The sequence below is a fragment of the Buttiauxella warmboldiae genome (assembly GCF_003818135.1).
In the GTDB taxonomy this organism is placed as follows: Bacteria; Pseudomonadota; Gammaproteobacteria; order Enterobacterales; family Enterobacteriaceae; genus Buttiauxella; species Buttiauxella warmboldiae.
On sequence record NZ_RPOH01000035.1, the window covers coordinates 1 to 17,218 of the forward strand.

The following is a 17,218-nucleotide window of genomic DNA, read 5'->3' on the forward strand; positions in this document are numbered from 1 at the left end:
AAAAACAAGGAAAATCAATTGTTACGGGCGGTTTAGCGCAGTAACGCCAGCAGGAAAACCACTTCGCCTAATTCGATGGCGGCCCCCAGGGTGTCGCCGGTTTGCCCGCCGAGCGTGCGACGTAACATCAGGCCTAAACCCCACACGGCAAACACCGTTACCCCCAGCGCCAGCAGACCCGCCATCGGCAACAGCACGGTGCATAACACCGCGCCACCCGCCAGCGTCAGCAGCGTTTGCGTACCGGTCACCTTGCCGATAAACAGGTTACCCAGCCCCTGCTCGCGGGCATATTTATGGTTGTACATCAGCAGCACGCAGGCGGCACGTCCGGCGACGGATGCCGCGGCTAACACCATCAGCATATTGTTGCCGCGCATAGCCAGTTCGCTGACTACCAGCACTTTCGTCACAATCACAAAGATCAGCGCCAGCCCGCCGTGAGTCCCGAGGCGGCTGTCGCGCATAATTTCTAACATACGGTCGCGGGTACGCGCGGAGAATATTCCGTCGCAGGTATCGGCAAGCCCATCAAGATGGAAGCCGCCGGTCAGTAAGGCCAGCGCCAGCACGTAACCCATTGCCGCCAGCGGCAGGCCCGCCCAGGGCTGCAGCAGCGTAAACACCGCTGCGGCTAACGCGCCTAATACCAGCCCGACAAACGGGAAGGTCACAATACCGCGCACATACTGGTGGCTTTCAATGCCGTCCGACCAACGCGCGCGCACCGGAATGCGGCTCATAAACTGCAGGGTGGCAAAAAACAGGCGAACATTCATTTAATTTTGACTCCAATCCCTGAAACAACCAGCCAGACTTCATCGGCGCATTGTGCCAGGCGCTGATTTACCCGCCCGGCAATATCGCGGAAATGCCGCGCCAGGCGGTTTTCCGGCACAATCCCCATTCCCACTTCGTTAGTGACCAGAATCACTTCCGCCGGGCAGGCCTTACAGGCCGCCAGCAAAATATCGATTTGCCGCGCCACCGCCTCTTCGATTAACTCAAAATCCCACTCCTCCTCGGGTTTCTCGCCCGCGGCATCGTACATTACATTGGTGATAAGCGTCGTAATGCACTCCAGCAGCACGGCTTCCTGCGCGCAGTTGCGTTCATTAATCACGGCGTTTAATTCACGATACTGCTCAACGGTGCGCCAGTGAGCCGGGCGGCTGTCGCGGTGGTGCGCAATTCGCTGCGCCATCTCAACGTCGAAAATTTTCGAGGTGGCGATATACAGCACGCGCTCAAAATTTGCCGCCAGCTGTTCAGCATGGCGGCTCTTGCCGCTGCGCGCGCCGCCGGTGACGAGTTTCATACCCTTTGCTCCTGATGCTCGCGCATTATCTGATAAATCCTTTCAATATCAATATGTTCACGCATTGAATCGGCCAGAATAGTAAACTGCGCCTCTTTATGCTGCCGGTAGTCGAAGTTTTCCCCTTCCCAGGGGCGCAGCCCTTTGCGCAGGCGCAGGGCGTTCAGCAGGCTGCGGGTAAATTCACCGCTATCAAACAGGCCGTGCAGGTAGGTGCCGAGCACGCGCCCGTCGGCGCTGATTGCCCCATCAATATGATGGCAGGGCCGCATATTACAGCTGGTGAAGGTGGCAAACGGAGCGGTATTTTCACCGCGCCGCGTCTCGCCCAGATGAATTTCATAGCCCTGTAACGCCGCCCCTGAGCTTGCGGCAAACAGGCCGGGCAACGCGCTCTGCACCTGCCCGGACACGCGGGTCGTGGTCTTCTCACTGGCGAAATGCGTGACGACATCCAGCAGACCGAGGCCCGGCATTTCCCCCAGGCCCGACTCCACTTCGTCGTAAATATGCTGCCCGAGCATCTGATAGCCGCCGCAGATCCCCAGCACCGCGCCGTGATTGCGATGATGTGCCAGCAGCGCCTGCTCTAAACCGTTTTCCCGCAGCCAGCGTAAATCACCGAGGGTATTTTTACTGCCAGGCACAATCACCAGGTCGTGGTTATTCAGCTCATCAGGCTTGCTGACGTAGCGCAGGCGCACGTCGGGCTGTGCGGCCAGCGCGTTGAAATCGGTGAAGTTCGACATATACGGCAGCTGTAGCACCGCAATATCCAGATCTTTTACCGCTGCGGAATCATATTTCCCGCGCTCCAGCACCACGCTGTCCTCATCTTCCAGGTCAACGTTCAGCCACGGCATCACCCCTAATACCGGCACGCCGGTTAATGCTTCAATCTGTTCGATGCCGGAATAGAGCAGCGCCACGTCGCCGCGAAATTTATTGATGATAACCCCCTTTACGCGCCACTTTTCGTGCTCCAGCAGCAGCGCAATGGTGCCGTAAATCGCGGCGAATACGCCGCCACGGTCAATATCGGCCACCAGAATCACCGGGCATTGCGCCAGTTCCGCCATCCCCATATTGACGATATCGCGATCGCGCAAATTGATCTCAGCCGGGCTACCCGCGCCTTCCAGCACCATGACGTCGTGTTCTGCCGCAAGGCTCTGGTACACCTCACGGATCTGCGCTTTCAGCTGTGGTTTGTAATTGTGATAGGTCACCGCATCCATATTAGTGGCGACTTTACCCATCAATACCACCTGCGCTTTACGGTCGCTGGTCGGCTTGAGCAGTACCGGGTTCATACGCACATCCGGGGCGATACCCGCCGCTTCGGCCTGGAAAATCTGCGCGCGGCCCATCTCTTTACCGTCCGGGGTAATGCCGGAGTTCAGCGCCATATTTTGCGATTTAAACGGCGCGGTGCGCTGGCCGTCCTGGGCAAAGATGCGGCACAGGCCCGCCACCAGCATACTTTTCCCGACATCCGAAGCGGTGCCCTGAACCATTATTGCGAGGCTCATCATGCTTCCTTTGGTTCGCGTAACGCGTTAAATAGTTGAGTTTCGGTTTTGCACAGCGGGAAACCAAGCTCGCTGTGCAGCTTGACTAGCCACGGCTGTACCAGGCCTGCTTCACGCAGCAGGGATGCCTGGCGAAAGACCTCACCGGGTTTGCCCTGCGCCATGATTTTGCCGCCGTTAAGCACATAAACGCCATCACAAACTTCATAAATCAAATCAATATCATGGCTTGAGATAACCACATGTTTACCCCGGGCTGCGATGCGGGCGATTATCTCAATCATCTGCTGGCGGCCGCTCGGGTCAAGCCCGGCGGTGGGTTCATCAAGCAGCAGATAGTCGGCTTCCATCACCAGCGCCCCGGCAATCGCGACGCGTTTCTTTTGCCCGTGGCTTAAATACTGTATCGGTTTATGGCGAAAAGAGCCCGCGTCGACCAGCTCAATAGTCTGTTCCACTCGGCGGGCAATTTCCCTTTCGTCAACGCCAAGGTTATGCAGGCTAAACGCGATATCGCTATCAATATCGGTATAGAAAATTTGCTGTTCCGGGTCCTGAAACACCGTAGTGACGCGCTGGCGATGCTCCATTAACCCGGCTTTGCTGTAATTAAGCGCTTTCCCCTGCCATAACACGGCCCCCTGCTGCGGGCGCAGCACGCCGTTGAGGTTCATAAACAGCGTGGATTTTCCACAGCCGTTCGCCCCGACAATGCCCGTTACCGGAAACGCGCCAAAATCGAAGCTTAAATCGTGCAGAACGGTTTCGTCCTGGTAGCGGAAAGATAAATTAAGGGTTGCGAGCATCGGTGCGGTTCTCACAGGTGGAAATCACCCTGGTAAAGTTTGACCTCAAGCGTGGTGACCATTTGTTGGTAACGCAGCAGCACGCGTGAAAACAACATGCTGATTAACATGGCAAGCGAGCGGTAGCCGCCGGGCAAGGTACGATAACCGAAACGTAATGACTGAGCACGATGAATAGCCTGCGCTTCGTCCAGCAGGATAAAAATAAAACGCCAGGTCAGCAGGATCTGCTCGATCAGCAGGCGCGGCACGCGTAAGCGCTGTAGCAGAATAATCAGCTGCGGAAACGGCAGATTGAGCACCAGCCAGTAGGTCGCAGCGAGTGCCGCAAGGCTGCGCCAGAACGTCTGGTTTGCCACCTGCAGCCCTTGCGCATCAATACCGATATGCCACGTGCCGAGCGGTACGCTCCATAACAGCGCCTGCGTCTGGTGTGACGCGCTGAAAATAATCGTCACCACGCCCAGCAGTAAAAAGCCCAGCGGCACCGCCAGCCAGCGCAGATAGCGCACCGGGCCCACGCGCAGCAGCCAGCAGGTGAATGCCGCAATTACCAGCAGCAAAATCCCCTGCCCGAGCGGCGGCAGCGCAAACGCCAGCGCCAGCATCAGCAGATACAGGGCGAATTTGCGCAGCGGTGAAACGCGGCACCAGCGGCTTTGATAGCTGAGCTTATCAATCCCCAGCATGGTCGCCGCGTCTGCCCCGGTAGAATCCCAGAATATAAAAAATCACCGCCGTGCCGATTGAGCCTTGCAGGGTAAACAGCAGGCTTTCAATTTCGCTGCTTGCCGGTTCATACAGCGGCTCAAACCACGGTTGGTAATGCGGGGCGACAGCTAAAATCTGGCTTTCGGCCTGCTCGTCAGAGCCGCCGTATTCGCCGCCGTGCGGGATAAAAAACGGCACAATCATTAATCCCACCACCAGGGCGAGCAGAATCAGGGTCTTTTTCATCTTAGTGGCTCCTTGCTGGAAGCAGCTGTCGTCTGGTGAGCTGCTCGTAAATCATCACGGTCAGCAGACCTTCGGCAATAGCAATCGGGATCTGCGTCAGGCAGAAGATGCCCATAAATTTCAGCGCAGAGCCGGTGATGCCGAAATGCGGATCGGGGAATGCCGCGCCCAGTTGAATAGAGGTGACAAAGTAGGTGGTTAAGTCAGCCAGCATCGCGCACAGGAACACGGCTACGTCGCGGCGAAAACCCGCTCTGCACGCCAGTTTCCACACCAGATAGCCGACAACCGGGCCAATCACCGCCATCGACATGCCGTTGGCACCCAGCGTCGTCAGGCCGCCGTGGGCCAGCAACAGCGCCTGGAACAGCAGCACAATCGCCCCCAGAACCGCGACCACGCCCGGTCCAAACAGGATCACCGCAAGTCCTGCGCCGGTTGGGTGTGAACAGCTTCCGGTTACCGAGGGAATTTTTAACGCCGAGAGCACAAAAATAAACGCGCCGCATAATGCCAGCAGCACTTTCTGGTTGCTGTCATGGGCCACTATCTGGCGCAGGCGCACCAGCCCGACGTACAGGCAAGGCAGGAATAAAATCCACCACGCCAGCGCCCACATCGGCGGCAGGAAGCCTTCCATAATGTGCATGGCGAAGGCTTCCTGCGGCACGATAAGCAATAACATCCCCATACCCAGCCCGCTTAGCGAGAGTTTTTTAACAAGTTGCTCCATGATTTACCCCTGACGACGCCACTGTTTATTCACCAGAATGGTGGAAAAATACGGCAGCGGTTGATCCCCCGGCACAGACTTCAGATCCCGCCAGCACTGCTCGCCCGGCAGCGTCGCCTCCGCCATTAACACCGCGCTATCGATAAGATCAAGGTGCTGCAACAGCGCTTTAATTTGCGCGAAACGCCCGTAAACCTTCATCAGCACCACGCACTCGTGGGCGCGCAGCGCCTCGGCCAACGCCTGATGCGATACGGTACAGGACATCACCGCCAGCGACTGCTGCTCCATCGCCAGCGGCAGCTGCGCACGCGATGCGATAGCGGCAAAAGAGGTGACGCCGGGCACAATTTCCAGCCACTCAGGGTGGCCAATCCGCGCCAGTAAATAGACCCAGGTACTGAATAACATTGCATCGCCGAGCGTGATAAATCCCACCTGCTTGCCCTGCTCCACTTCGTGGATTAGCGCGGCGGCGGTTTCATCCCACACCAGCGCTTTTTCGTCGTTATCGGCGCTCATCGGGAAGTGGCAGGTGCGCACTTCGGTGGCGTCGCTTAAATACTCGCGCACAATAGAGAGCGCCAGGCTGTCGCCGCCTTTGCGCCCGGCCGGGGCGTAGAGCACATCCAGCTTGCCGATGATCCGTGCTGCGCGCACGGTGATCAGGTCACTGGCGCCAGGGCCGGTGCCAAGGGCATATAAACGTCCGCTCATGCCGTCGCCTCCGCCGGTAATTTTTCCAGCGCACTCTGCAGATGGTTGACGAACATGGCGCGAATTTTCGGGTTTTCGCCCAGCCCTTGCAGCCACGGCTGCGCCTCAATACCCGCTTCCTGCAGCTGCGTTTTCCAGGAATCTTCTTCATCCGACGCCATGTCGTTAATCGCGTGATCTCCGGCCACCAGCATCAGCGGCATCAGGTGGACTTTGCGCACCTTTTCCTGCAGCAGGCCGCGCACGATCAGGTCGATCTCCGGGTAGCTTTCTACCGCGCCAACGCGGGCCGGAATGTTACGCGCCGCCATCAGATGGTCGAGGCAGGCATAGGCAGAAAACGCATGGTGGCTGGCCCCGTGGCCCATAAACACCACGCGCTCGTCGGCCTCCATCACAGGCATCTGGCTTTGCAGCGCGTCCAGCAGCAGCTCATAGTCGTTGAAATCACTCAGCAGCGCCGTGCCTAACGCCAGGCGCTGGAACAAATGGCTGTGCGCCTGCACTTCGCGGGCGATTTTTTCGTATTCGTCACCGTTAATCACATGCAGCGACTGCACCGCCACATCCTGATAGCCAAGTGCGGCCAGGCGCTGCAATGCCTGCGCCGGGGAGTCGATCTCCAGGTTATCGCGGCTTTTTAACTTGCGGATAATCATGCCGGAGGTAAAGGCGCGGAACAGATCGCGGTCGGCAAAAGTGCGCGCCAGCTGCTCTTCGCAGGCCACAATATTTTTCGCACAGGTATCGTGGTAACTGGTGCCAAAACTGATGACTAACAGGGCTTTGTTCATTATTTTCTCTCTTGCAGCCAGCGCAGCACGCGGCGGCTCACATCTTCACGGCTTTCCAGCAATTCCGGGCCATTAACAAGGGGCTGTGGGCGAGTCACCACCACACAGGGAATGTTTCGCGCCAGGGCGGGGTTAATTTTGTCGAGATAGCCGCCTTCCGCACCTGACTCTTTGGTGATCAGCACGTCGGGCGCGCAAAAGTCATACATTGCGGCGTTAAATTCGGCACTAAACGGGCCGCGCAGCGCAATAATATTGTCGACGCCCAGCCCCAGCTCTTCGCACTGCGCAATCACTTCTCGAGTGGGCAGCACCCGCGCTAACAGCGTTTTGCCCGGCAACCCCTGAAGGTACGCCGCCAGCTCTTTGCTGCCGGTGGTCAACAACACGCGCGGGCCGAACTGGTTTGCCACGGCGCAGGCCTGCTGCAAACTGGCAACTTTATGCAGCAGCGGGTGTTCCAGCACATCCAGTTCGCTATGGCGCTGGTAGCGGCTGAGCGTGGCGCCTGCAGTTTCACAGGCGCGGGTAATATTGTGGCTGAGCAGTTCGGCATAGGGGTGCGAGGCATCAATCACCCAGCTCACCGCGTGGCTCGCCAGCCACTGAGCTATTTCATCGCTATCGATGCGCCCAACGCGAATTTGCCCGCCGATATCCCCCGCCAGCGCCTTGCCCACCGCTGTCGCGACCGAAAGGGTGTATGAAATGCGGTGTTGATCGAGGATCTGGCAGATAAAGCGGGCATCGCTGGTTCCGCCAAACACCAGTACCTGAGGCTCACTCACAGCTCATAGCCTCGCGGGGTAATCATTAAGCCGTTGCGCACAAAGGTGGTTTTGTTGCCGACGATCACCAGACTGGTCATATCCACCGGTGCGAAATCCATCTCGCCAAAGGTGGTCAGCCATTTTTGCTCTTTCTTACGCCCGGCGGCTTTCACCACGCCGACCGGCGTTTGCGGGCGGGTAAACTCGCTCATCAGCGCAAACGCGCGCGCCAGATGCCCTTCGCGGCCACGGCTGCGCGGGTTGTAGAAGCAGATAACAAAGTCAGCGGCGGCGGCGGCAAGAATGCGTTTTTCGATAACCGGCCACGGCGTCAGCAAATCACTCAGGCTGATATGGCAGAAATCGTGCATCAGCGGCGCGCCGAGCAGCGACGCGGCGGCAATACTGGCCGTGATGCCCGCCACCAGCCGCACTTCAATATCCAGATTCTGGGCGGTCACCAGCTCCAGCACCAGGCCTGCCATGCCGTAGATTCCGGCATCGCCGCTGCTGATCAGCGCCACCCTGTGCCCGGCCTGCGCCAGATCAATCGCGGTCTGGCAGCGCTCAATCTCTTTGCACATGCCGGTTTTAATCACCTGTTTGTCGCCGGTCAGCGGCTTGACCAGGTGGGTATAGGTTTTATAACCGACGACAATTTCCGCTTCCTGCAGGGCCGCAATGGCTTCCTGCGTCATCATGGCTTCGCTGCCGGGGCCTATGCCAATTACCGTTAACATCTGTCTGAAACTCCTAAAGTTATAGTGACGCCCTGGGTTTTCAGGGTGTGACCAACCAGCCTGCCGTGGCTCAGCAGCCACGCCGCCGGTTGCGAAACGCTGCCAACGCCGAGGGTTTCGCGCACGAAGGCCGATACCGGAAAGCGCTGTTCGTGTTCGCTCAGTTGGTCAACGCTAAATAGTCTGAAGGGAACCTGGCGCTCTTTTGCCAGCGCCAGCAATGCCGCTTCATCCTGTTTAAGGGTGACGCTGCCGATGGCGCGCAGCGCCAGTGGGTCAAAATGATTTTCCGCCAGCTGCTGGTCTAGTAGCTCGGCAACGATTTGTAGTGAGGTATTGCGGCGGCAGCCAATGCCGGCCACCACGCGCTTAGGCACCAGCTTAAACAGCGGAATAGCCTGAGCGGGTAGCGCATCACGCAGCGTGACGCAGACCAGCGCATCAAGCTCTGGCAGCGCATCAAGGCTGGCGACCGGGATAAAACCACGGGTATCGTATTCGTGGGCCTGCGGCGCAAAATCGCCATCCCACCACAGGCCGACGCGCTGCTGGCTCACCAGCATCTGGTTGACGGTTTTCACCGCCTGCCGGAAATCCTGCATGCTGGCGTCAAGCTTTGCCGCCAGCGTATCGAGTGCCGCCAGTTGATTAACATCCGTGGCGGTGGTGATAACCGGATCGGCGCCCAGCAGCGCCGCCAGTTGGCGGGTCAGATCGTTCGCGCCACCGAGGTGCCCGGAAAGCAGGCTGATCACATGCTCTGCGCGCTCATCCATTACCACTACCGCCGGGTCGTGCAGCTTGTCATTTAGCAGCGGCGCAATCACACGCACCACAATGCCGGTGGCGGCAATAAACACCAGCGCCGGATACTGGCTAAACGCCTGCGCCACCGTCCGGGCAAAACTGCCGCCAAACGGAATAAATCCCGGTTGCAGCAGCTTTTCGCTGGTAAAGCAGACCAGCGGTAACGCGGCGCGCAGGCGCTGTGCCAGCGCCACGCCGCCGGGCGTCAGGCAAAATAGCGCAATGGCTTCAGGCTTTGCGGTATTCATGGCTAAACCCTGCATCGTAAAGTTTAGAGTAGTGATACTCCTCGCCAAGAAATGCCCCGACCATAATCAGCGCGGTTTTACGTATCCCCGCCTCGCGTACTTTTTCTGCGATGTCGGAAAGCGTGCCGCGTAATTCCTGACAGTCCGGCCAGGTTGCTTTGTAGACCACCGCAGCCGGCGTATCTGGCGGGTAACCGCCCTCAATCAGGCGTTCTGCCACGCGATGAATACGCTGCACCGAGAGGAAGATCGCCATCGAGGTTTGATGCTGCGCAAATGATTCAAGCTGTTCTAACGGCGGCATCGGCGTGCGGCCTTCAATGCGCGTGATAATCAGGCTTTGCGACACTTCCGGCACCGTGTATTCCACGCCAAGCTGCGCGGCGGCCCCCAGAAACGCACTGACTCCCGGCACCGAAACGTAGCCAATTCCGCGCTCAGTCAGCATTTCACCCTGCTCGCGAATCGAGCCATACAGCGAGAGATCGCCGGTTTGCAGGCGCACTACCAGCTTGCCCGCCTTCACGCCGCTTTCCATCAGCGCGATAATTTGCTCAAGATTCAGCGCCGCGCTGTCGTGGCATTCGGCCCCCGGCTGGCAGTCATCCAGCAGCTCCGGGTTAATCAGCGATCCGGCATAAATCACCACTTGCGCCTGTTGCAGGATGCGGTAGCCTTTTAGCGTGATCAGCTCTTTGTCGCCGGGACCTGCGCCAACGAACCAGACTTTACGGGGATCAAATAACTCAGTCATGGCGACCTTCCTTGCGGCAAGAGATCAAATAAGTGGGATTGTTCGGTTTGAAATAGTGCCCGCGGCCCAATGTGGCAAGCTGCGACACCTGCAGCTGCAGGCAGTCAAAATCCTGCACCGCGCACTGTTCAAGATGGCTTAACGCGCAGGTTAAGTTTTCCAGCAGAATAAAGGTCATCACCAGGCGCCCGCCGGGGTAAAGATGCGCAAGCGACCAGTCGATAAGCCCGGTAAGCTGCCCGCCGCTGCCGCCGATAAATACCGCATCGGCCATCGTCTCCAGCTCTATCGGCGCATACCCGCTGATAATCTCCACGTTGGGGCAGGCAAACAGTTCGCGGTTTTCCGCCATCAGCGCCAGCGCGTCAGGGTTGCGTTCAATTGCCGTCACGCGCAGCTGCGGGTAACGCATTGCCGCCTCCAGCGACACGCTGCCGGTACCGGCACCGACGTCGATAAACCGCTGCGCGCCCTCAAGCTGCAAACGCTCCAGCGCCTGGGTGCGCACCACTTCTTTGGTCATCGGCACGCGTGCGCCGCGTAAAAACAGATCATCTTTCATTGAGAATAAGCACCACGTTCATCCCATAGCTTTGCGCAACCTCGCAGGCCGCAAGGCGATGGATTCGTTCATCCGCTGACGACAGCTTCTCGCCAATAATTAAGGTGGGGTTAAGCCCGCGCGCCAGCATCGCCCGGGCGATGGCATAAGGGCCGATAATAGCGTCGGTCACCATCGCCACTTTGCGCTGCGCAGCAATGGCGTCAAAATCAGGCTCGCGCCCGTGGCTGCTGGTGATCCACAGGTCGTTCATATCCACCGCCGCTCTGGCGCACAGATACTGAATGGAGCTGATGCCCGGAATAATGCGCAATTGCTCAGGGGGAAAATGGGCGGCCAGCCGCTTGCCAATGCCGTATACCAGCGGGTCGCCGGAGGCCAGCACCACAATGCGCTGCGTTTCACAGCGCTGCGCAAGCCAGCTCATTAACCCATCGAGATCGCTATCCAGCAGCCGCGTTTCGCCACTAAATTCGGTAAATAACGCCAGCTGCCGGGCGCCGCCAACCAGAATTTCCGCGGCGTTAATGGCGCGCTGCGCCTGTAGGGTCAGGTATTCCGTAGCCCCTGGCCCAATGCCTACCACCGTCAGCATCGCAACTCCCCGGCAATCTGCTCCAGCGGGCGGCTACTGCCTAAGACCTGGTTATCAAAGGAGAATAAAATGGTGTCGCACTTCGGCGGCGACTGGGTGAAGCGCAGCATTTCAGCGACGCGTTCGCAAATGCGTATCGCCAGGCGCTCGAATACCCCCGTCCAGCCCTGTTCACTAATTATTTCCAGCGCGGCCTCGGTGGTATCGCACTGGCTTACGGCTTCAAGCAGCGCAAAAGGCGCGCCCATTAAGGCCAGGTGCGCCACCAGCGTTTCCATGCGCCCGTCGGCGATGTGGCTATGGGTGTGGAAAATCCCGGCGGCAACTTTTACCAGTTTGCCAGGGTGGCCAATCAGCACGATATGGCGATATTCAAGGCGCACCGCTTCCTGAATCATGTAGCCGACGAAATTGCTCATCGTCACCACACATTCGCCATCCAGCTGCAGCTGTTCGCGCACAAAGCGTTCGCCGTGGTTGCCCGGCACCAGAATGACCTTATCGAGACCTGCAGCGCGTTTCATTTCCAGCTCCAGCGCCAGCGAGCGCTTCCAGCTCTCTTCGGACATCGGCATCACGATACCGGTGGTGCCGATGATGGAAATGCCGCCCAGGATGCCAAGGCGGTGGTTGTAGGTTTTCTTCGCCCGCTCTTCGCCTTCGGGGGCAAAAATTTCAACTGCGGCGCCGCGTTCCGCGCCAATGACTTCGCGCACCGCTGCCTCAATGGTCTGGCGCGGCGTGCGGTTAATCGCAGAGTCGCCAATGGGCAAACCAATGCCTTTGCGCGTGACCACGCCAATGCCATCGCCACCACGCAGCGTGATGGTGCCGCTGTCGTTAAGTTCTACGCGGGCGAAAATCAGCATCCCGTGGGTGGCGTCAACGTCATCCCCCCCATCTTTACGGATGGCGGCCGTCGCCTGCTGCCCTGCGATAATCGGCATTTCAACGTTGAGATGCAGGGTGACGCCAGACGGCGTGACGATCGAAACCTGGTCGATAACGTGCTGGCGCAATACCATCAGCGCGGCGACTTTCGCCGCAGCGGTGGCACAGGAGCCGGTGGTGTACCCTTTGCGGTAGGCTTTGCCTTTATGCCAGACGCAATCGACCTGCTGCTCGCTCACTCAGCCTCCCGCAGGCGGTAAAGCAGCGCGTTAACAATCGCAGCTGCCACGTTGCTGCCGCCTTTGCGCCCGCGTGCGGCAATCGCCGGTAATCCGCTTTCAACCAAGGCTTCTTTAGACTCTTCGGCACCGACAAATCCCACCGGCACGCCGATAACCGCGGCAGGCGTCGCCCCTTTTTCCAGCAGGCGAAACAGCGCGGTCGGCGCATTACCAAAGACAAAGATCTTTTCCCCCTCTTCCAGCAACGCAAGATCCACCGCCGCCATCGAACGCGTAATCCCCTGCTCTTTGGCATGGGCCACGACGCGTGGATCGCTAATAAAGCAGCGACAGCTGCAGCCAAATTGCGCCAGCAGCGTTTTGTTAATCCCGGATAACGCCATAGTGGTATCGGTATATAACGTGCAGCCCCGCTGCAGGCTGGCGCTGAGTTTTTCGATAACATCCGGGGAGAACCAGAGAATATCCAGCCACTCGAAATCGGCGGTGGTGTGAATAACGCGTTTGATCATCGCCTCCTGGATAGCATCGTTGAAACGATATTCCGGGTGCTCAGCGGCAATAATCCCGCTGATGATTTCAAAACTGTGTTGCTCAATAAGCTGGGGTTGTTGCAGGTAGTTCATCAGGAGTCCTTAAACTATGCCGGACATCAGCCAGCGCAGGGCGGCAAACAGCAGCAGTGCAAACAGCGAAGCCAGCATCATCAGTTGAATGGTGCGGGTAATGTCTTCGAGGGCGATGCCGCGCTGCTCATCCCCCATCCAGGGTTTCTCTACCCGTTCGCCAAAATAGGTGTTCGGCCCGCCGAGGCGGATCCCCAGCGCGCCCGCAACCGTGGCTTCGGGCCAGGCACAGTTTGGGCTGCTGTGCTGGTGACGGTCGCGCCAGCCGATGCACAGCGCCTGGCGTGGATTGGCTCGCAGGCAAAAAGCCGCAAGAGCGAGCAGCAGCCAGCTCAGGCGGGCGGGAATAAAGTTAGCTGCGTCATCAAGACGGGCGCTGACGTAACCGATGGCACGGTATTTTTCGGTTTTGTAACCGACCATCGAATCGAGGGTGTTGATAGCCTTGTAGGCCATGGCCAGCGGAGCGCCGCCGAGCGCCAGGAAAAACAGCGGAGCAATCACGCCATCCACGCTGTTTTCCGCCACGGTTTCGACCACCGCACGGGTGATTTGCGGGCGCTCTAATTGCGAGGTATCACGCCCGACAATCCACGACAGTTTTTCGCGGCTTTCATCGAGTGTGCCGTTCTGCAGGGCGCGGTAAACCTCAAGGGCGGTGTCACTCAGGCTGCGGGCTGCCAGCACGGTGTAAATCATCCACACTTCCACCAGCCAGCCAAGCCATGGATGCACCAGAGTGGCGAGATGCAGGACTCCCCAGCTCGCGCCCCAGGCCATTCCCACCACCACCAGCCACAGCACGCCGCCGCCGATTTTTAATGCGCGATCGCTGTGGCAAACCCTACGCACCTGGCGCTGCACAAAGTTAATAAGGTTGCCAATCCAGCGTACCGGATGCGGCCAGCTCTGCGGGTCGCCCAGCCAGTAATCCAGTAGCCAGGCCACGGCCCAGGCAAGCAATGTCATAGATGATCCCTCGCCTGAGTGAGCCAGCGGTTGAGCAAGCCGGGGCGCTGTGCGAAATGAACATGCAGGTAGCTGGCGAAGGTGGCGTGATGCTGAATGCCGCCCTGCCAGCGCGAAACGGCAATGCCGTCACGCCATTTGCAACACTCGAGCGCGGCAGGCAGGGTGCCGCTGAAATCGGAGTAGTGAAACTCGTGGCCGCGCAAAGTTTCGCCTTTTCTGGCAAGCAGCGTGTCGTGTAGCGCCGTGGCTTCACAGTAGCCAAAACGCATCAGCCGTTTACCCATCTGGCTGTGGCCGGGCAGCACCCCGCACATGGCATGGGTTGCACCGTGGCTATCGGTCAGGGAGTCGCCCAGGTACATCAGCCCACCACATTCGGCATACAGCGGAATGCGCCGCTCATGAGCGGCACGAATGGATCCACGCATGTTGCTATTGGCAGCAAGTTTTGCGCCGTGGACTTCCGGGTAGCCGCCGCCAAGCCAGATCAGCTGGCAGTCGGGGAGTTTATTGTCATGCAGCGGGCTGAAACGCTGAATTTTCACCCCGGCCTGCTCGAGCATCTCGAGGTTATCCGGGTAGTAGAAGTTGAAGGCTTCATCTTCGGCAAGGGCCAGCGTTAACCCGTCAGCTAATGCGGCATCGGGGATTGCGGGCGCATCGCCGGGCGGTAAAGCTTGCAGGTGAGAAAGCGCCAGTAGCCTATCGATATCGACAGTTTGTTCAAGCTGCTGCGCCAGCTGCTGCCAGCGTTCATCCTGCGGGCTGTTTTCCCGCGCGGGAACCAGCCCGAGATGGCGTGATGGCAAAGCCACATCGGCCATCACCGGCAGGCGGCCCAGCACGGGGAGGCCGCAATAACGGGTAATCGCATCGGCAAGCAGCTGATAATGGCTGTCGCTGTTGACGCGGTTGACGATAACCCCGGCAATATTGAGCGTCGGGTCAAAGCGCTGGAAGCCCATCACCGTGGCGGCAATCGAGGTGGAAACGGCTTTGCCATCCACCAGCAAAATGACCGGGCAGCCGAGCTGTTTTGCCATCGCGGCGCTGCTGCAATAGCTGGGGTCGGTGCCGTAACCGTCATACAGCCCCATCACGCCTTCGATAACCGCCACGTCTGCATGCTGCATCTGTTTAGCGAACAGGCCATTGAGGGTGGGCGTGGGCAGCATAAATGCGTCGAGATTGCGCGAGGCGATGCCGCTCACCGCGCTATGCCAGCCGCTGTCGAGATAGTCGGGGCCGATTTTGAAAGGTTGAACCCGCAGCCCACGCAGCATTAGCGCGCGCAGCAGCCCGAGGGTGACGGTGGTTTTACCACAGCCGCTGCTGGTTCCTGCAATAACGAATGCGTGTTTTGCCGCCCTGACCATAGTTGCCTTATGACTTTTTCGGCAAAAAAGGCTGTCAGCAATTGCGCAAGCACAGCCGGAGGCTGTACGCATCTGATGACAACTGGCTTCCCACCGAAGGAGTTGTTAAGAACGGGCTGACAGGTCGGTCTTCTGGCTTAGCGTCACTCTCGCCCGCCCTTCCCAATCGTCAGATCAGTGGTTACGCGGGTTCGTCGGCATCACAGCAGCGGGGGCTGCGGAGGAATTACACCTCCTTCCCAGCCATGTTTTACACATGGCATAAACGAGTCAGTTGTATCGCGCATGACACTCAAACTATCATGCGCGTGAATATAAAAGCTGACACAGTGTAAAAGCTAATAGATCTTGAGTGTTGCGCTATAACAATTTTTGCTGATTTTTTTTGCCCGCTGATGAAGAAGAAAAAATGAATGCCAGCCAGATAAAAAGCGGCCACCACCATGGCTGAAGCAAGCTGCCCGGCCTCTTGCGGCGAATTGATTCAGGGCTGGATTGGCGGCGGTGAAAAGCTGGTCTCCTGCCCGATTGACTGGTTCAGCACCGTTGAGGTTCATGAAGGTGTGACATCACGCGGCGAGCGTCCGCGTATGCGGCAAATCCTCGAGCGGGTCGTCACTTATTTTGGCCACCCGCTTGCGCTTGCCCATAGCCTGAGTATCGCGCTCGAATCCACGCTTCCGGTGGGTAAAGGTCTGGCAAGTAGTACAGCAGATATTGCCGCCACCGCGGTTGCCACAGCGCACTATTTAGGTGAAACGCTGGATGAATCAACACTCGCCGCAATATGCGTGCAGATTGAGCCGACCGACAGCACGATTTTCCACAGACCCACTCTGTTTGACCATCTCAATGCCCGGGTGCAGATCGGCTGCCAGCCGTTACCCGCTTTTGAGATCCTACTGCTGGAAAGCCATGCCACGCTGCTGACGGAGGATTATCGTCGGCTTTGGCGCGAACCTGCGTTAAGGCGTCAGGCAGAAATGATGGATTGCGCCTGGCTGAAATTACAACGCGCCTGCCAACAGCAGGATCCCCTTTTGCTGGGGGAAGCCGCAACGCTAAGCGCGATAGCCAACCAGCAGCTGTTAGTAAAACCGATGTTTTCCCAGCTGCTTGAACTGGTTGAAGAGTTTGATTTATATGGGCTGAATGTGGCGCACAGCGGCAGCGTGGTGGGGTTAATGCTGGATAGTCGCCAGCATGATGTTGAGAAAGTTTTGTGGCGGTTAAAGCGCTCGGCTATTGATATCCCTTACCCGCAGCAGCATCTGGTGAAGAGGGTTGCAGGAGGCGTGCGCTGAATTAGACGACAAAAAAACCGCCGTGATGGCGGTTAAGATTGCTGATAAAGACGGAAAAATGCGGTTTGGCCTGCCTGGCGGCGGCGGCAGCAGCCGAAATTATTCAGCTTTAATTTCGCCCATCATTTTCAGCTTTTTGGAAATTTCACGACGCTCTTTAGACAGTTCCGCATTCTTGATGATGTAGTCATCAACGCGGTCTTCATAGTCGGTTTTCATGCTGGCGATAATGCCCTGAATAGCTTCAATGCTCATACCCGGCTTAATGTAGTCGCTCAGGTTATCAAGCAGCAGAACACGCTTTGAGTTATCACGGATCTTTTTCTGCACGTCTACAATTTCACGCTGCAGCTTGTTTTTACGACGGAACAGACGCACAAACTCAAGCACGTCCTGGAAAGAAGGTTTAGTTGGTTCCATTTTTATACCCCTGCTAATTTCATACTCGGATGCGTTAAGACGGCCGCCATAAGA

Annotated in this window: 21 protein-coding genes and 1 riboswitch; of the genes, 1 reads left to right on the forward strand and 20 read right to left on the reverse strand. The window is 58.0% G+C overall.

Features of this window, described 5'->3' with window-relative positions; genetic code table 11:
- Positions 1-32: 32 nt before the first annotated feature.
- Genes cobS through EHN07_RS09925 form a run of 19 tightly spaced genes read right to left on the reverse strand, consistent with a single transcriptional unit; the run spans position 33 to position 15,440 of the window.
- On the reverse strand, positions 33-779 hold the full coding sequence (cobS, locus tag EHN07_RS09835; RefSeq protein WP_124023972.1) for an adenosylcobinamide-GDP ribazoletransferase: 747 nt from the start codon (positions 777-779) through the stop codon (positions 33-35).
- The gene (cobU, locus tag EHN07_RS09840) at positions 776-1,318 is read right to left on the reverse strand and encodes a bifunctional adenosylcobinamide kinase/adenosylcobinamide-phosphate guanylyltransferase (protein WP_124023973.1); all 543 of its coding nucleotides are present in this window, start codon (positions 1,316-1,318) and stop codon (positions 776-778) included. The genes cobS and cobU overlap by 4 nt, the downstream gene beginning before the upstream one ends.
- Complete coding sequence (locus tag EHN07_RS09845; protein WP_124023974.1) at positions 1,315-2,850, reverse strand: cobyric acid synthase; 1,536 nt, start codon at positions 2,848-2,850, stop codon at positions 1,315-1,317. The genes cobU and EHN07_RS09845 overlap by 4 nt, the downstream gene beginning before the upstream one ends.
- Positions 2,850-3,656, reverse strand: a complete 807-nt coding sequence (locus EHN07_RS09850; protein ID WP_124023975.1) for an ATP-binding cassette domain-containing protein — start codon at positions 3,654-3,656, stop codon at positions 2,850-2,852. The genes EHN07_RS09845 and EHN07_RS09850 overlap by 1 nt, the downstream gene beginning before the upstream one ends.
- Before the next feature lie 11 nt (positions 3,657-3,667).
- On the reverse strand, positions 3,668-4,345 hold the full coding sequence (locus EHN07_RS09855; RefSeq protein WP_124023976.1) for an energy-coupling factor ABC transporter transmembrane protein: 678 nt from the start codon (positions 4,343-4,345) through the stop codon (positions 3,668-3,670).
- Complete coding sequence (locus EHN07_RS09860; RefSeq protein WP_124023977.1) at positions 4,332-4,613, reverse strand: energy-coupling factor ABC transporter substrate-binding protein; 282 nt, start codon at positions 4,611-4,613, stop codon at positions 4,332-4,334. The genes EHN07_RS09855 and EHN07_RS09860 overlap by 14 nt, the downstream gene beginning before the upstream one ends.
- A 1-nt stretch (position 4,614) precedes the next feature.
- Positions 4,615-5,346: a cobalt ECF transporter S component CbiM gene (cbiM, locus tag EHN07_RS09865; protein ID WP_124023978.1), complete on the reverse strand. Its 732-nt coding sequence runs from the start codon at positions 5,344-5,346 to the stop codon at positions 4,615-4,617.
- 3 nt (positions 5,347-5,349) lie between these two features.
- Entirely contained in the window at positions 5,350-6,063 is a 714-nt protein-coding gene (locus EHN07_RS09870) for a cobalt-factor II C(20)-methyltransferase (RefSeq protein ID WP_124023979.1), read from the reverse strand.
- Positions 6,060-6,857: a sirohydrochlorin cobaltochelatase gene (gene cbiK, locus EHN07_RS09875; RefSeq protein WP_124023980.1), complete on the reverse strand. Its 798-nt coding sequence runs from the start codon at positions 6,855-6,857 to the stop codon at positions 6,060-6,062. The genes EHN07_RS09870 and cbiK overlap by 4 nt, the downstream gene beginning before the upstream one ends.
- Entirely contained in the window at positions 6,857-7,645 is a 789-nt protein-coding gene (locus tag EHN07_RS09880; RefSeq protein WP_124023981.1) for a cobalt-precorrin-6A reductase, read from the reverse strand. The genes cbiK and EHN07_RS09880 overlap by 1 nt, the downstream gene beginning before the upstream one ends.
- Positions 7,642-8,367 carry a precorrin-3B C(17)-methyltransferase gene (locus EHN07_RS09885; protein WP_124023982.1) on the reverse strand — a complete coding sequence of 242 codons (726 nt, stop codon included), beginning with the start codon at positions 8,365-8,367 and terminating at the stop codon, positions 7,642-7,644. Before EHN07_RS09885 ends, EHN07_RS09880 begins: the two co-directional genes overlap by 4 nt.
- Complete coding sequence (gene cbiG, locus EHN07_RS09890; RefSeq protein WP_124023983.1) at positions 8,361-9,422, reverse strand: cobalt-precorrin 5A hydrolase; 1,062 nt, start codon at positions 9,420-9,422, stop codon at positions 8,361-8,363. The genes EHN07_RS09885 and cbiG overlap by 7 nt, the downstream gene beginning before the upstream one ends.
- A complete protein-coding gene (locus tag EHN07_RS09895) occupies positions 9,403-10,176 on the reverse strand; it encodes a cobalt-precorrin-4 methyltransferase (protein WP_124023984.1) in 774 nt (257 codons plus the stop codon). The genes cbiG and EHN07_RS09895 overlap by 20 nt, the downstream gene beginning before the upstream one ends.
- Positions 10,169-10,738, reverse strand: a complete 570-nt coding sequence (locus EHN07_RS09900) for a decarboxylating cobalt-precorrin-6B (C(15))-methyltransferase (RefSeq protein WP_124023985.1) — start codon at positions 10,736-10,738, stop codon at positions 10,169-10,171. Before EHN07_RS09900 ends, EHN07_RS09895 begins: the two co-directional genes overlap by 8 nt.
- Positions 10,728-11,333, reverse strand: a complete 606-nt coding sequence (locus tag EHN07_RS09905) for a cobalt-precorrin-7 (C(5))-methyltransferase (protein ID WP_124023986.1) — start codon at positions 11,331-11,333, stop codon at positions 10,728-10,730. Before EHN07_RS09905 ends, EHN07_RS09900 begins: the two co-directional genes overlap by 11 nt.
- On the reverse strand, positions 11,327-12,463 hold the full coding sequence (cbiD, locus tag EHN07_RS09910; RefSeq protein ID WP_124023987.1) for a cobalt-precorrin-5B (C(1))-methyltransferase CbiD: 1,137 nt from the start codon (positions 12,461-12,463) through the stop codon (positions 11,327-11,329). The genes EHN07_RS09905 and cbiD overlap by 7 nt, the downstream gene beginning before the upstream one ends.
- A complete protein-coding gene (locus EHN07_RS09915; protein ID WP_124023988.1) occupies positions 12,460-13,092 on the reverse strand; it encodes a cobalt-precorrin-8 methylmutase in 633 nt (210 codons plus the stop codon). Before EHN07_RS09915 ends, cbiD begins: the two co-directional genes overlap by 4 nt.
- Positions 13,093-13,101: 9 nt before the next feature.
- Complete coding sequence (cbiB, locus tag EHN07_RS09920) at positions 13,102-14,061, reverse strand: adenosylcobinamide-phosphate synthase CbiB (RefSeq protein WP_124023989.1); 960 nt, start codon at positions 14,059-14,061, stop codon at positions 13,102-13,104.
- On the reverse strand, positions 14,058-15,440 hold the full coding sequence (locus EHN07_RS09925) for a cobyrinic acid a,c-diamide synthase CobB (protein WP_124023990.1): 1,383 nt from the start codon (positions 15,438-15,440) through the stop codon (positions 14,058-14,060). The genes cbiB and EHN07_RS09925 overlap by 4 nt, the downstream gene beginning before the upstream one ends.
- 109 nt (positions 15,441-15,549) lie before the next feature.
- Positions 15,550-15,722: riboswitch (cobalamin riboswitch) on the reverse strand.
- Between the two features lie 161 nt (positions 15,723-15,883).
- On the opposite strand from EHN07_RS09925, the gene EHN07_RS09930 reads away from it, so the two are divergent.
- Positions 15,884-16,744 carry a GHMP family kinase ATP-binding protein gene (locus EHN07_RS09930; RefSeq protein ID WP_124023991.1) on the forward strand — a complete coding sequence of 287 codons (861 nt, stop codon included), beginning with the start codon at positions 15,884-15,886 and terminating at the stop codon, positions 16,742-16,744.
- Between the two features lie 99 nt (positions 16,745-16,843).
- On the opposite strand, the gene EHN07_RS09935 is transcribed toward EHN07_RS09930, so the two are convergent.
- Positions 16,844-17,164 (reverse strand): DUF496 family protein, encoded by a 321-nt coding sequence (locus EHN07_RS09935; protein ID WP_124023992.1) that lies wholly within the window; start codon positions 17,162-17,164, stop codon positions 16,844-16,846.
- Between the last annotated feature and the right edge of the window lie 54 nt (positions 17,165-17,218).

What these genes read in the sequence shown, in the direction of transcription:
- EHN07_RS09870 (WP_124023979.1), bottom strand. Translation starts at nt 6,063, where the DNA reads ATGAGCGGACGTTTATATGCCCTTGGCACCGGCCCTGGCGCCAGTGAC.
- EHN07_RS09850 (WP_124023975.1), bottom strand. Translation starts at nt 3,656, where the DNA reads ATGCTCGCAACCCTTAATTTATCTTTCCGCTACCAGGACGAAACCGTT.
- EHN07_RS09935 (WP_124023992.1), bottom strand. Translation starts at nt 17,164, where the DNA reads ATGGAACCAACTAAACCTTCTTTCCAGGACGTGCTTGAGTTTGTGCGT.
- EHN07_RS09930 (WP_124023991.1), top strand. Translation starts at nt 15,884, where the DNA reads ATGGCTGAAGCAAGCTGCCCGGCCTCTTGCGGCGAATTGATTCAGGGC.
- cbiK (WP_124023980.1), bottom strand. Translation starts at nt 6,857, where the DNA reads ATGAACAAAGCCCTGTTAGTCATCAGTTTTGGCACCAGTTACCACGAT.
- cobS (WP_124023972.1), bottom strand. Translation starts at nt 779, where the DNA reads ATGAATGTTCGCCTGTTTTTTGCCACCCTGCAGTTTATGAGCCGCATT.
- EHN07_RS09845 (WP_124023974.1), bottom strand. Translation starts at nt 2,850, where the DNA reads ATGAGCCTCGCAATAATGGTTCAGGGCACCGCTTCGGATGTCGGGAAA.
- cobU (WP_124023973.1), bottom strand. Translation starts at nt 1,318, where the DNA reads ATGAAACTCGTCACCGGCGGCGCGCGCAGCGGCAAGAGCCGCCATGCT.
- EHN07_RS09900 (WP_124023985.1), bottom strand. Translation starts at nt 10,738, where the DNA reads ATGAAAGATGATCTGTTTTTACGCGGCGCACGCGTGCCGATGACCAAA.
- EHN07_RS09855 (WP_124023976.1), bottom strand. Translation starts at nt 4,345, where the DNA reads ATGCTGGGGATTGATAAGCTCAGCTATCAAAGCCGCTGGTGCCGCGTT.
- EHN07_RS09885 (WP_124023982.1), bottom strand. Translation starts at nt 8,367, where the DNA reads ATGTTAACGGTAATTGGCATAGGCCCCGGCAGCGAAGCCATGATGACG.
- cbiB (WP_124023989.1), bottom strand. Translation starts at nt 14,061, where the DNA reads ATGACATTGCTTGCCTGGGCCGTGGCCTGGCTACTGGATTACTGGCTG.
- EHN07_RS09915 (WP_124023988.1), bottom strand. Translation starts at nt 13,092, where the DNA reads ATGAACTACCTGCAACAACCCCAGCTTATTGAGCAACACAGTTTTGAA.
- EHN07_RS09925 (WP_124023990.1), bottom strand. Translation starts at nt 15,440, where the DNA reads ATGGTCAGGGCGGCAAAACACGCATTCGTTATTGCAGGAACCAGCAGC.
- cbiM (WP_124023978.1), bottom strand. Translation starts at nt 5,346, where the DNA reads ATGGAGCAACTTGTTAAAAAACTCTCGCTAAGCGGGCTGGGTATGGGG.
- EHN07_RS09860 (WP_124023977.1), bottom strand. Translation starts at nt 4,613, where the DNA reads ATGAAAAAGACCCTGATTCTGCTCGCCCTGGTGGTGGGATTAATGATT.
- EHN07_RS09905 (WP_124023986.1), bottom strand. Translation starts at nt 11,333, where the DNA reads ATGCTGACGGTGGTAGGCATTGGGCCAGGGGCTACGGAATACCTGACC.
- EHN07_RS09895 (WP_124023984.1), bottom strand. Translation starts at nt 10,176, where the DNA reads ATGACTGAGTTATTTGATCCCCGTAAAGTCTGGTTCGTTGGCGCAGGT.
- cbiG (WP_124023983.1), bottom strand. Translation starts at nt 9,422, where the DNA reads ATGAATACCGCAAAGCCTGAAGCCATTGCGCTATTTTGCCTGACGCCC.